This window comes from Bdellovibrio bacteriovorus (genome assembly GCF_001592755.1).
GTDB lineage: Bacteria > Bdellovibrionota > Bdellovibrionia > Bdellovibrionales > Bdellovibrionaceae > Bdellovibrio > Bdellovibrio bacteriovorus_E.
The window spans coordinates 116,774-129,500 of the sequence record NZ_LUKF01000016.1 but is presented as its reverse complement, the minus strand read 5'-3'; the positions used below and the strand labels follow the sequence as shown (position 1 = coordinate 129,500).

The window sequence follows — 12,727 nt, the reverse complement described above, 5'->3', positions numbered from 1 at the left end:
TTTTCAGACGGGGTTTTCTTCACCCGTCCTGTGGTGATTTTCCCTTTACAACTCGCAGTCTAAAAAACCGTAAGCGATGTGAGTAAAGCCTTGCGCTTGCAGTTTGTCGGCTAAGTTTTCGTAAGCGGTTTCTACGGTTTTATTTCCATGCGACACGACATACTGAGATCTTGCTAAATGACGCAGCATCAATCGTAAAGGGGCCGGGTTTGGTAAGTCAGGCGCATCGTAATCATGTTGCTCGAGTGTCCACTGGATCTTCGCCTTCGGAAAAATATTTTGACACAGGCGAGGCACTTCCCATTCGTTGGAGTCCGCGCTACCTAAGGTCCAAGTCAGAAAACAGGCACGGACCGGGACGGAATTTTGTTCAGAAAATTTTTTAACAAGCTCGAAGGAAGCGATCTGTAAATCTGCGCCGTGTTCTCCTCCGCCAGAATTAAGCGCCAAAGAACTGTCATCTGGTGCCGGGGCAAAAGGAACATTTGTTAAGAACAAGGTTTTTCCTTGCAGACGAAGGGGGGAAGGAAACTTGCGATTCATGTCATTTAAAAGGCCGAAGCAATGTTCTGAAGCAAGATCATTGATCAAGGCATTTAAGGAAGCAAAGGTGAGAGCTCGCGCATTCGCATCACAGAAAATTCTTTTTGCGGGACCTTGAAAACCTAACGGCGTGTGCCCGCAGCCCGCGGCAGGATCGATCACCCAATCCGCCCAGGTGTGTAGACCCTTTTTTTCGACATGTTTTAAAAGAACTAGTGCTTCATCTGGATCCGGAAAAACTCGCATAGGATTTTGCACCCACGCTCCATCCGTGACAAACATGCGAGACCCGATTTGGTTGACCTTCACTTGCAGCTTTTCACCGGCGATAAATCCAACGTGCTTTAGCGTCGGGTACAGATCTGGCCGGCTGAATTCAAAGGGTGTGCGTGGCTCTGTTTTCCACCACTCCCGATACGCGGCTTCATTAAAAAGACTTGCAAGTTCCTCTTGCACATTCTTTTTTAAGGAAGAGTTTTTTGATAAATTCAGCCAGATTTTATTAAGGTTTTCAGTCTGTAGCATGCACCCATTATGGAAGGGGAAGGTGCGATCTTAAACATGTTTAATTGCAAAACCTCTGCTCCAAATTAAGAAGAAAAGATTTTGTGGGAAGTCCCCCTGCATAGCCTCCCAATGTGCCATCTGAAGAGATCACGCGATGGCAAGGGACGATGATAGAAATCGGGTTCTTACCATTAGCGGTGCCCACGGCGCGACTGGCGTTAGCATCCCCCAGGGCCACGGCAATTTCTTTATAAGAGCAAGTTTTACCATAAGGAATTTTCTGAAGGTGTTCCCATACTTTCTTTTGAAAGTCCGTTCCGATGATATCGAGTGCGATATCAAAATCCTGACGTTCGCCCCTGAGATATTCTTCGATTTGCTTTTGAGTTTTCAGAATAAATTGCACCGCCGGATGTTTTATATCGTTTAAAGCATCTAAGGGTAAATCCTGTTTTTTCCAGAAAATACCTTGCAGACCTTTTTCGGACGCCACGATATGCAAAGGGCCCACGGTCGATTTCATTAAAAACTGTTTTCGCGAATTCATGATTTTGTCCTTTTTTGTAGAGCTGTCTTCGTCAACTCCAAAGAGTAGTTTTTCCAAAACAAGGCGGCGACATATCCACGCCAAGGGCTCATCTGATCAATTATTTTCCTATCGTGAATTTTCAAGGTGCGCGCTAAAATCAAATCACTGGCCGGAAAAGTGTCTGTATGTCTAAGGGCCTTAAGTGCCATATATTGTGCTGTCCATGGGCCAATGCCCCGCAGCTTTTGCACATCCTTCATAAAGATTTCAACATCTTGAGTGGGGGATAAAGAAATTCTTTTTTCTAAGACGGCTTTACAAAATTCAATCAAAGTCTGCTTGCGCGCCTGGGTCGTCCTTAACTTAGTTAGATCTGCATTGATGATGTCTTTGGCCGACGGAAAGAGTTTTATTTTTCTGCCCTCTTTTTCAAAGTCACTCTCTGCACCCGCAATCTCAATAAGATCGTGCACAAGCTCTCGACCCATTTTAACACTGACAAGCTGTCCAAGGATTGTCGCCACAGCAATTTCAAACGGGTCCCAACCCGAAGGCAGACGAATCCCTGGAGAGACTTTAAGAATCTTTTTAATTCCAGAATCGGCTTCTAAAGTGTTGGCTATCATCACCGGATCTGAATCCAAATCAAAAAGATGACGAACGCGAGAGATGATTGCCGGAATCTGAGCCGTGTCGGGAAAATCAATTTCAAGCTGAAGACAGGATTTTTCAGGGTTGTCGGAAATAGCAATGACACCCACGTGACCATTCAAAGCCACCAGGCGATACATGGTGTTTTCGTGAAACCATTCTAGGTTTCCCACTCGATGATTCCGGTACGAAGTCAAAAGTCCTTGAAAGTCAAATGGGGGACGGTAAGAAAGACTGATTCTAATTCCGGCGCCAGGGGCGACTTTATTGCGACGAATTTCTCGAGGCGCTTTTTTAAAACGATCTTTAAACGCATCATTGAAACGACGGATCGATTCAAATCCTGAAGCGAAGGCCACTTCCGTAATAGGTAACGAGGTTTCGACGATCAGCTTGCGCGCAAGATTTAAACGATTTTCAAAAGAAAGCTGTTTTGGTGTTTTGCCAATTTCTTCCATAAAAAGACGACGCAGATGTCGGGCTGTGACTCCAAACTGGGCTGCAAAATCGTCTTCATTAAAGGACAAGCTTTCTTTGGCATTTAAAACCTTCACCGCTCTTTGGACGACAGCCGATTTTCCCACCCAAGCTGGTGAATGCGGCGCACTTTCAGGTCGACAGCGCAGACAAGGACGGTAGCCCGCTTTTTCAGCCTGCAGGCCATTTGAAAAGAATTCGACATTTTCGCGTTTGGGTTTTGCCGGGCAGATAGGACGACAATAAATGCCGGTGGTTTTTACGCCGATAAAAAACTTCCCGTCAAAGCGGGGATCTCGGGCGAGCATGGCTTGATAAAAGATATCGTCCTTTTTCATAAGGACACTATATCCTAAGTTATCAGTAAAATGTGGCTATTTTCGGACATTATCGCCCTAGAGGGTTTTATTTAAACTGTCTGAAACGGCTTTCGTGATTGCCGCACGTTCGACGGGCTTACGTAGCCCCTCTTCCGCATTGAACACATCCAACCAAGTGCTTAGGTCATCACGTCCGCTAACTAGAATTTTCTTCACAGAATCGATTTCGGGGATGGCCGCCAGTTTTTCGTAAAAATCCATGGTCGACATATCGGGAAAGGTAAGGTCCATAACGATAAGGTCGGGAGTGTTGTTCGCTAAATAATCCAAAGCCTGATGAGCCGAGGTCGCAGTTGCAATCTCAATATCAGAACTTTGCAAATAGCGTTTGTAAAGCATAAGCAAGTCTTTAGCATCCTCTATAATCAATACTTTTTTTGCGCTCATGCTAGTCCTCCTGAGGACAATTTTCTTACTTGTTGAAAATGTTTGCCAGTGAAGTCCGGTGAAGGGAAGGGTTCCTTTCAGTTGTTTCATTTATGTAATGACTTTTGACATAGATGGCAAAATGACGCGCGACATTGTCTCAATAAAGCTTCGCAATTTTTTGATAAAATTCCCCCTATGAAAAAGCATCTTGTATTAGCAGCCATGGAAAGCGAATTTGCAGAACTCGTCGCCAAAGAGGGTTTTACATCGCGTGAACTTAAAAACTCCTCAATAACTCTGTGGGAAAAATCCAACCGTCAAAATTCGATTGCTTTGGCGAAGACCGGCGTTGGGCCTATTAATGCAGCTATCACTCTGACGCAAATCTTAGCGGACTCCGCCTATGACGATATTCTGATGTTGGGTCTTGGCGGAGGCCTAGATATCGAGCTCTCAATCGGTGACATCGTCATTGCAGAAAGGGTGGTGCAACACGATGCTATTTGCACCTTCGAGGATCGTACGGAAATCATGGCTTGCGGAGAATTGCATCTCTCGGTATCCGCAGAAAATAGAAAAAGCATCTTCATGCCGACAAATTCGGAGTTGAATAAAAAATTTGAAACACATCTTAGGCAAAAATCTTTCCGTGTTTTCCGCGGTGACTTGTTATCCGGAAGTGAATTTGTGGGATCGTTAGAACGAAAGAATTTATTGAAGTCGCGAGTTCCTTCCGCGAAGCTGGTCGATATGGAGGCCTGCTCCATCGCGTACATCTGTCAGAAACAAGGCCTTCCTTTTGCGATCGTCAAAACGGTGGCGGATACAGTTCAAGCTCAAGCCACAGATCAATATATGGACTTTCTTAAATCAAGCGCCTTGAAGTGTGCTGAGTTGGTTTCCTATCTTGAAGAGTTTTAATCTGCCGAGTCTTCGGCAGGTACCGAGGTCTCGGCATGAGACGCTGTCGGGCTTTCGACAGGTGAGGACTCAAGTTCATCCTATTCGTTTATAGACCGAAACCCTCGTGGCACTGCCTGTGCTTTTAAGTCTGGTATCAACTGACTTGGAGGCAAATATGAAAGCACTATATCAAGGTTACATTAACACAAACGCAGTTCCTGTTCTTCCTGGAAGCACATCTTTAGACAATATCCTGATGCTGGGTGGTTTGTCAGAAAGAGACGCGGTCACTCATCTGCAAAAAGTAGTGACGGAGTTCTATCCACAGGCCTTTGGTTGCAAGGCTTTGGATCTTTCATCGGGCCGTGGAGTTGCGGCCATGGCGCTTGCGGAAATGGGATTTCGTGTCGCGGCTTATGATGTGTACCGTTCTTCGATTTCGGTAGTTCAAAAATTGGCTTTGGCGCAAGAGTTGGACATCGCTTTCGGTGTGAATGGAGTGACTCGTCTTGAAGAGCTTCGCGAAAAGTTCGATCTTATTCACGATCGTGAGTGTCTTGCGAACATCGTGAACCGCCAAGAGAGGGCGCAGTTTTTAAATTCGGTGCGCAATTCTTTAGCGCCGGGCGGGAAGTTTGTTCTGACGACGGAGGTTTGGACAGAAAACTACGATCCTGAAGACAGTTTCGAGTCTGTGCGCTTAGATAATAACTATGTGTTGTGGAGACAAACACCTGAGTGTGACATTCCGGGAGTTATGGCCATGGAAGGCAAATTCTGGACAGCTCAAAAAAGAATCGCTCCTCCCGAAGAGATCCGTTTAGAAGTGATGTCCAGAGGCTTCAAAATCCTGATGAACAAACTTGAAATCCCTGCGGGCCATGGACCTGCAAGATTGAAACTCGTCCTGACTAGCGCGTTCGCGCGCTAGTAGATTTGAATTTCTGCCATCAAGGGATAGTGATCGGAAAAGAACTTGGATTCTTTTGTTTTTAAGACTTCAGAGCTTTGAACTAAATTTGATGGACGACACCACATTCGATCCAGTCGTAAAAAAGGCGCACGGGTGGGAAATGTCGGCCCCGAAGGAATCGGATGAAGAGCCGTATTTAGTTTTTTAAGCGCGCCAGAATAGGTCTGCCATTCATTTATGTCTCCACCAACGATCAAAGGGACCTCGCTTTTTCTAGCAAGAAGGTCATTTAGTTTCTTCATTTGCTGATTGCGTTCGGAGGGTTTCAGACCCTTGTGCGTATTTACCACGTGCAAAGGGCCTTTCGGAGTGTCTAAAAAAACTTCCAAAATATTGCGTGGCTCGCGTCCCGGAGCACTGATGTCGATGACGTTGTGATTCTTAATAGGAAAGCGTGATAAAATAGCATTACCATACCAGCCCAACGAATTTTCCATCGTGGGTGCGGCGATAAAAGTTTTAAAATGGTCTGTTTTTAATTCTTCAACATCGGTCACAGAATCCCGATCTTGAAAACGAGTGTCCATTTCCTGAATCAAAGCGACATCTATATTCTGATGTTTTAAAAAGAGTCCGATACGCAGGTAATCTCTTTTACCGTCAATACCTCGTGCACCATGGATATTATAGGTGACGATTCTAAGAATCATATTGCTTCCTTTTGCGCCACCATCGGGTCAGAAAATAAGAAGCCACAACAAGCAACATCCAAAGCAGAATACCTAAGGCCAACATGGCCACCGTGTGCGGGGTGGGGTGCAGGAATATTTGCGTGATCGAATCTCCGACCAGGCCTTTGACGATAAATGCGGGAAGAAAGCCAAAAAAACTTCCAATAAGAAAATCTGAAAAACGTAAGGAAGAAATTCCTGCCGCAATATTGACGATACTGAACGGAGCCACGGGAATCATTCTTAGAACTGTCACACCGATGACACCGGCTTCTCGAAATTGATGGTCCATTTTGCGTAAGCGGTTTCCCAGAAAACCCTTCAGTCCCCGATGTCCCATCCAGCGCCCTAAATAGAACATAATCGTAGCACTGATCAGAGCTCCGGACATTCCATAAAGAGGACCTAAAATGGATCCAAATACCGCTGCTGTAATTAAAGACATGAGTGTTACCGGGAATAAAATAAATCCGCCGACAATGTAGATTCCCCACACTAAAAACAAAGCCCATGGCGACTTGCGCGCGGTCCTTAAGAATCGCTCGACGGATTCAGGACTGAACCATGACATATGTTCATTGATGAACCAGACCAGGCCACTGACAATCACGATTAAAAATAAAGCCAGCGGTACAATGTATTTACTGGGATTGCGAAATATAAAAAGAGCTTTTCCCTCACTCACCTGAGGATCGGCGACACTGTTGGCAATCTTTTTAAAATTCTGAGTGGTGAACTGTTCATCGTCCATTTCAAAAAGGCAATAAGTTCCGGGTTGGCAGGGAAGCATGAGCTTTTTGAATGAGTACGGTTCTTTTAAAATGGTTTCGATGTCTTCAATTTTTCGTCCGGCATGCTCGGCAATCAGGTCGTTGCGAAAGTGCAATATGCGTCGACGTTCTTCGGTGTCGTGGGCTTGAATAATCAGATCGCATTCGCTATCAAAGGTCATCGAACGATTGGTTAAATTAGAAGATCCTACGACCATGAATTGGTCATCAATCACCAGGACTTTAGAGTGAATGCGTTTGTGAATGATTTTGCGTTTTTCATTCATAACGCCCGAGCAGGCAAACTGCACTCGGCCCTTGGCAATGCCGTCTTCCACACTTCTTTTAAAGTCGATGCGGCTGGCCCACATCCCTTCTGTTTCAAAAACTCCTTGAGGATCATAAGAGCTTACCAAAAGCACGCGCAGATTTTTTTCGCGACGAAGACGGTCGTTAAGAGCAACAGCAATTTCTTGCGATGTTAAAAACTGATTTTCGATATAAATAAAATCTTTCGCCTGATTGATGAGGTCGATGTACATGTTAAAGACCTCGCGCGAACCTGCATCCTCTTCAGTGGCGGGAAGAGGGCGTGCGACCGCCGCTCCCATATCCGTAAAAGAAAAATCAAACTGAATGGGCCAGACTTGGGAAAGATGTGAAGAGTTGCCAGACTTTCCCTCGTAAGGAAGGGCTTCATAGCCTGCCGCTTGCAACCAGCGATGTCGCGCCAGTTCGGCAAAGTGCTTTACAATCGGTCCGTCCATCATGATTTGCACATCGTGATAGGGGCCGTAGGGACCATTGGCATCCGAGCGTTCGGGCTCGTAAATGTGGTGCGAGCGTTCGTCCCAGCGCTGACGGGCGATATCCATACCACCGGAAAAAACAATTTCGTCGTCAACAAGAATGACCTTTTGATGATGGCTTCCACCCAAGGGGATCGTCTGATCCAAACAGAAGTGAATATTTTCAAGCCCCTTATTCGCCCAAGTGTATTCGCCCATGAATTCTCGCTCGCCTAAAAAAACGATCGAAGAATCCCAGGGAAGAATATAGATTTGCAAATGCGGATTTTCTTGAGCTTTTTGAGCCAGAAGATCGACAAGAATCGACGGCCGCGAGGCTTTCATTTCGTCTTCTTTGCGAAGCAGGCGAATGCTGCTGTCCACTTCCCAACCTATGATGAAAACGGATTTCTGGGCCTTGCTGAAGGCGTAGTGCAAAGCCCGGTAAAAATCCGCGCAATCAATTAAAACAGTGGCATGGCGAAAAAGATCCACGCGCCAACAGTTATGGCCCGGACGAAAAATAGTTCTCTCTGACGATTTAACTAGATCGCCTCTCATTCACGTTCCTTTTAAGAACTTCATGCTAACAAGGATTTGGCCTCAGCGAGGCTGAGTATTTTGACAAGGGCGACGTGACGAGAGGAAGTTCTCAACTTGCATTTCAACAAGAATAAAAAAGGCACAGTGTGCGCTGCGCCTTTTTGAGTTTTACCAATAACCTAAAACTTTCCACCAACCCGCACATCCGATCACCCACACGATCAGATTGAGGATACTCACGACAAGGCCCCATTTCCACCATTCTCCCATGCTGACGTAACCAGCTCCGAAGAGAACGGGCGCCGATCCCGTTCCATAGTGAGTGATGGAAGCACAAAGTGAGGAAGCAAAACCCAGGAACAAACCAAACATTAACGGAGGAGCCCCCAGCGCCACACCCACTCCAAAGAAAGACGCGAAGAGAGCCGAGATATGAGCCGTGTTACTTGCAAAAAGATAGTGGATGTAAACATACAACACGATCAGAATGGCCGAGGCTTCAACCCAACCCAAGCCCATTTTCGCAATATCGGTCTGAACAGTATTTGAAAACCACGCGATAATGCCGAGCTTGTTTAAGAACGTGGCCATCATAACTAACGACGCAAACCAAGTGACTGTATCCCACGCGCCTTTTTCTTTAAGAAGATCGTCCCATGTCAGAACACCTGAAAATAGCAAAACGCTTAAACCTACAAAGGCCCCTGCCGTGGGATCGATATCAAAAAGAGGACTTGATGAAATCAGCTTCGGGACGCCCGCCCAAATAAAAAGAAGTAAAAAGAACACGCCGATCATGATCCACTCTTCAAGTTTAATCGGTCCCATTTCTTGCAGTTTCTTTTTCGCGTATTCAGCTGCATTGGGAGTTTCTTTAATTTCGGGTGGATAAAGTTTGTAAAGAACAAACGGGATGATCAAGATCGCTAAAATCCCCGGCACGATAGCGGCAATGGCCCAGTCACTCCAGGAAACGTCGATCTTTGCGACGTCACGAATGCCCGCAGTGACCAGCGGATTTGGCGCTGTGGCGGTGATAAACATCGCGGAAGTGATGACGTTGATTTGATAGGCCACCAAAGTTAGAAAAGCTCCCAGTTTACGGCGAGAAGTTTCGTCAGGATAAGAGCCCATGGATTCAGAGATCGAGCGATTGATCGGGTACATCACACCACCTCCACGAGCGGTGTTGCTTGGCATGACCGGCGACAAAACCAGTTCGGCGAAAGAAAGACCGTAACTAATGCCTAAAGTTTTTTTTCCGAACATTTTAACAAAGTGATAGGCCAAACGAGCGCCCAGGCCCGTTTTGATAAATCCGCGAGAAATAAAAAATGAAATCCCGATCAGCCAGATCAAGGTATTTGAATAACCGCTTAAGGCATCGGCCATGGCTTTTCCTGGATTGCCAGGGTTCGTGACTTGAGTGATGGCGACTAGCAGGATGCCGATCATCGCCGCGCCTCCGATAGGCAGGGCTTTTCCAATAATGGCGACAATCGTGCCTACAAAAATACCTAACAACCTCCAAGCATTGATGTCGACCCCTTCTGGCGGCGCAATCACAAACCAGAAGATGCATGTCACAATAAAGGCAATGACGGCGGGAACAACTTTGACGTGAGGAAGTTTCATGGGGCCTCCAGCTATAAACACAATGCTTTTATCCTGACGCAGTGATGCCGTGAGTTCAATGAAAACCGCCATGACACCAACGCTTTCCTTATAAAAGGTGCGTGCTTTTAAACAAAAAAGACACTAGCGTTTTTGATAATTGGAAGGACGTTTCATGAGATTTGTTTTGTCTTTGGCATCCCTTGTATTGTTGACATCCACAGCCTTCGCGGTGGATGTGATTCCTGATTTGGCGCAGAGCTCGCCACATCTTCAGTGGCACTCTATTGAGAACGAATCTGTCCGAGTTATTTATCCTGATTATCTGCAAGTCGAATCCGTTTATATCGCAAATCTAGTAGAGCATTATTCGCGCGTCGTAGGAAACACCTACGGCATCGAAACGCCGAAGAAGTTTGATCTTGTGATTCGTTCTGAAGTTGCGGAGCCGAATGGCTATGTGGCCTTGGCGCCTAGAAGAAGTGAGTGGTTTACGTCTTCCATGTTTTTTCCTTATGTCGGTTCGACAGAATGGTATCAAACGCTGTCAATTCATGAATACCGCCACGTCAATCAATTTGATTTTTTCAATCAACATGGGACGCGCGTTCTTTATTTCTTGATGGGTGAATTCGGCGAGCAATTGGCCATGGCGATGAGTTTGCCATCTTGGTATTTTGAAGGGGACGCCGTATGGACGGAAACGAAGTACACTGACGGAGGACGGGGGCGCTCCCCTCGTTTTATGGCGCGATTAAAAGCTTTGGTCCTTAGTGATAAAATTCCCACCTATGATCAATTCCTAAGTGGTTCTTATCGGACGGATCTGCCGAATCAATATGTGTACGGCTATGCCTTGATTTCTTACGGAACGCAAAAGTATGGAGAAGACATTTGGGAAAACGTGATTCGCGAAGTTTCAAGACTTCCGATTCCTTTGCGTTTGTATGTCGCATTTAAAAACGTAACAGGCCAAAGCTTCCAGGATTTTTACAACGAGGCTATGAACGATCTTCGCACGAAGTGGAAGGACGACATGCCAGGTGCGGAGGCGAAAGAGGATTTTCGCGAACATTCTGCTCCTTATAAAGTCGGCGACTCTTTATACTTCATCCGTCAGACCTTGGACACGCACCCGCAGTTGATTCGTCAAGCGGGTGGTGAAGAACATGTTGTGGCGGAATTTCCGTACAATCGCGAAATCATGGGGTTTGATCTGACGGCTGATCATGCGGTGTACACGCAATTTCTTCCCGACGAACGTTACGGACACAAAGGCAGTTCAGACCTCGTGGTGCTGAACCTAAAATCGGGAAAGAAGCAACAGGTCACTGATGGAGAACGCATTTACAATCCGAGCTTTAATAAGGCGGGTTCGAAAATTATCACAACTCGTTTTAAAACGGATCAAACCTGGCATATCACCGAATTTGATTTGAATGGAAAAGTTCTGCAATCCTTTGCGCTTCCTGAATCGAAAGTGGCCGAAGTGAGATACCTTGATGATGCCAACGCCGTCGTGATCCTTGGCGGTAAGACCGGCTTAAAGTCCTTGGTCATCGTGGACTTAAAAACGCAAAAGATAACGAAAGAAATTCTGCCTCCGTCCCGCAATATGCTGCATTCTCTTTTTGTCGATGCCAAGGGGCAGTTGCTTTTCGAGGGGCAATATCAAGGTCACACGGAAGTGTTTAAGTATGATGGACAAAGTTTTGCTCGTTGTACATCGACGAAGCTAGGGGCCTACACGCCTTCATCTGATGGCGAAAATTTCTATTATAGCAATCAAGATACCTATGGTTCGGTGGTTTCAACAGCACCTCTTTCATCTTGTGGGGCGTTCGAAGCAGCGCAGTTGGTTGATTTTAAGTACTTAGGGGCATCCCCTTCGGATAACTACAATGGATTTGCACCCCAGGCATTCCCGGATCAAGCCGATCTTTATACGAAGAATGCAGATCAATATCAGGCGCAGCCCTATCCTGACTTTGATAAGAAGTTATTCATTCCTCATACCTGGGGCCTTAATGTTGGTCGCGGCGGCGGGCTCGGCTTACAAACCGATAACTATCTTCGCACTTTAAGTCTTTCAGCGACTCTGGGATCCAGTGCGGAAGAGGGAAAAGCTTTCGCTGATTTGAACTTTGATATTAAAAAGTACTATCCGATTTTCCGATTGCAAGTGGAAAACCGCGGCCGCTCTGTTGAAGACTTCAACACGGATGACAAAGTAGAGTGGACAGAGAATACGGCCGGACTGGGGGTTCTTCTTCCTTATATTAAAAAGTGGGGACTTTATAATTTCACGGGGGTTTTGAGTGGAAGTGCCGCCTACACGGACACTTCGTCGTATGAGTTTAACGATGTCGTGAACGAAGATGAAACTTCGTTCTTCTATAAAACTTCTTCGGTAGTAAGTTTAACTTGGAATAAAAGTCTTAAAGCGCGTTCTATCATTGCTCCTTGGCTTTTAAATTACACAATTCGCTATGATGATGCCGATCAACCCGACAACTCGATGATGTCTTCTTATCGTGTGCTCCAGAAGGCCGTTTTAAATACCCCGGCCTTTGCTGATAACGACGGCTTTATGGTGACGTATGATGAGCAGAAGCAGGATGCTTCCTTGACCTCGTATCGTTTTCTTCCCGATGAAACAGTAGTGGGTTATGTGTTTTCCCGTGGATATGACTATGAAAACGTCCCGTTTTATCAAAAGGTCTCGGGGAACTACGTTGTGCCGCTAGCTTATCCTGATTGGAATTTTGGCGGCTGGTATTACCTACGCCGCCTTTATTCTACGGCTTTCTTTGATTCGACTTTTGTGAAAGATGAAGATGTTAATGCCACCTTGAACAGCTATGGCGCCGAGATGTATTTTGAATCAAAGATTCTGCGCTTCTTACCGATGACTTTCGGAGTGCGCGTTCTGCAAAGACTTGAAGATGACAAAACGATGGGCCAATTCTTCTTGGCCTCCGCACTTGGATTCTAAATTTTTATGGAGGA

At 45.9% G+C, this 12,727-nt stretch carries 10 protein-coding genes; 3 read left to right on the top strand and 7 right to left on the bottom strand.

Features of this window, described 5'->3' with window-relative positions; all coding sequences use genetic code 11:
- Positions 1–45: 45 nt before the first annotated feature.
- Genes AZI85_RS10300 through AZI85_RS10285 form a run of 4 tightly spaced genes read right to left on the bottom strand, consistent with a single transcriptional unit; the run spans position 46 to position 3,474 of the window.
- Complete coding sequence (locus tag AZI85_RS10300) at positions 46–1,068, bottom strand: hypothetical protein (RefSeq protein ID WP_063243996.1); 1,023 nt, start codon at positions 1,066–1,068, stop codon at positions 46–48.
- A gap of 40 nt (positions 1,069–1,108) precedes the next feature.
- A complete protein-coding gene (locus AZI85_RS10295) occupies positions 1,109–1,597 on the bottom strand; it encodes a methylated-DNA--[protein]-cysteine S-methyltransferase (RefSeq protein WP_063243995.1) in 489 nt (162 codons plus the stop codon).
- A complete protein-coding gene (locus AZI85_RS10290) occupies positions 1,594–3,045 on the bottom strand; it encodes a DNA-3-methyladenine glycosylase 2 family protein (RefSeq protein ID WP_063243994.1) in 1,452 nt (483 codons plus the stop codon). The genes AZI85_RS10295 and AZI85_RS10290 overlap by 4 nt, the downstream gene beginning before the upstream one ends.
- A 57-nt stretch (positions 3,046–3,102) precedes the next feature.
- Positions 3,103–3,474, bottom strand: coding sequence for a response regulator (locus AZI85_RS10285; protein WP_063243993.1), 372 nt, complete (start codon positions 3,472–3,474; stop codon positions 3,103–3,105).
- A 177-nt stretch (positions 3,475–3,651) separates the two neighbouring features.
- Here AZI85_RS10285 and mtnN point away from each other — a divergent pair, with 177 nt between their 5' ends.
- On the top strand, positions 3,652–4,377 hold the full coding sequence (mtnN, locus tag AZI85_RS10280; protein WP_063243992.1) for a 5'-methylthioadenosine/S-adenosylhomocysteine nucleosidase: 726 nt from the start codon (positions 3,652–3,654) through the stop codon (positions 4,375–4,377).
- A gap of 157 nt (positions 4,378–4,534) precedes the next feature.
- Complete coding sequence (locus AZI85_RS10275) at positions 4,535–5,290, top strand: class I SAM-dependent methyltransferase (protein WP_063243991.1); 756 nt, start codon at positions 4,535–4,537, stop codon at positions 5,288–5,290.
- Here the strand turns inward: AZI85_RS10275 and AZI85_RS10270 are convergent.
- From AZI85_RS10270 to AZI85_RS10260, 3 genes are all read right to left on the bottom strand, one after another.
- Positions 5,287–5,982: an endonuclease/exonuclease/phosphatase family protein gene (locus AZI85_RS10270; protein WP_063243990.1), complete on the bottom strand. Its 696-nt coding sequence runs from the start codon at positions 5,980–5,982 to the stop codon at positions 5,287–5,289. The two genes, AZI85_RS10275 and AZI85_RS10270, sit on opposite strands and share 4 nt — an antisense overlap.
- Complete coding sequence (locus AZI85_RS10265) at positions 5,972–8,122, bottom strand: VTT domain-containing protein (RefSeq protein WP_063243989.1); 2,151 nt, start codon at positions 8,120–8,122, stop codon at positions 5,972–5,974. The genes AZI85_RS10270 and AZI85_RS10265 overlap by 11 nt, the downstream gene beginning before the upstream one ends.
- 150 nt (positions 8,123–8,272) lie before the next feature.
- A complete protein-coding gene (locus tag AZI85_RS10260) occupies positions 8,273–9,739 on the bottom strand; it encodes an anion permease (protein ID WP_063244339.1) in 1,467 nt (488 codons plus the stop codon).
- Between the two features lie 154 nt (positions 9,740–9,893).
- On the opposite strand from AZI85_RS10260, the gene AZI85_RS10255 reads away from it, so the two are divergent.
- Positions 9,894–12,713, top strand: a complete 2,820-nt coding sequence (locus AZI85_RS10255) for a hypothetical protein (protein WP_063243988.1) — start codon at positions 9,894–9,896, stop codon at positions 12,711–12,713.
- Positions 12,714–12,727: the final 14 nt, after the last annotated feature.

Coding starts and splice junctions, on each gene's coding strand:
- AZI85_RS10265 (WP_063243989.1), bottom strand. CDS start 8,122: ATGAGAGGCGATCTAGTTAAATCGTCAGAGAGAACTATTTTTCGTCCG.
- AZI85_RS10300 (WP_063243996.1), bottom strand. CDS start 1,068: ATGCTACAGACTGAAAACCTTAATAAAATCTGGCTGAATTTATCAAAA.
- AZI85_RS10260 (WP_063244339.1), bottom strand. CDS start 9,739: ATGAAACTTCCTCACGTCAAAGTTGTTCCCGCCGTCATTGCCTTTATT.
- AZI85_RS10295 (WP_063243995.1), bottom strand. CDS start 1,597: ATGAATTCGCGAAAACAGTTTTTAATGAAATCGACCGTGGGCCCTTTG.
- mtnN (WP_063243992.1), top strand. CDS start 3,652: ATGAAAAAGCATCTTGTATTAGCAGCCATGGAAAGCGAATTTGCAGAA.
- AZI85_RS10285 (WP_063243993.1), bottom strand. CDS start 3,474: ATGAGCGCAAAAAAAGTATTGATTATAGAGGATGCTAAAGACTTGCTT.
- AZI85_RS10275 (WP_063243991.1), top strand. CDS start 4,535: ATGAAAGCACTATATCAAGGTTACATTAACACAAACGCAGTTCCTGTT.
- AZI85_RS10270 (WP_063243990.1), bottom strand. CDS start 5,982: ATGATTCTTAGAATCGTCACCTATAATATCCATGGTGCACGAGGTATT.
- AZI85_RS10290 (WP_063243994.1), bottom strand. CDS start 3,045: ATGAAAAAGGACGATATCTTTTATCAAGCCATGCTCGCCCGAGATCCC.
- AZI85_RS10255 (WP_063243988.1), top strand. CDS start 9,894: ATGAGATTTGTTTTGTCTTTGGCATCCCTTGTATTGTTGACATCCACA.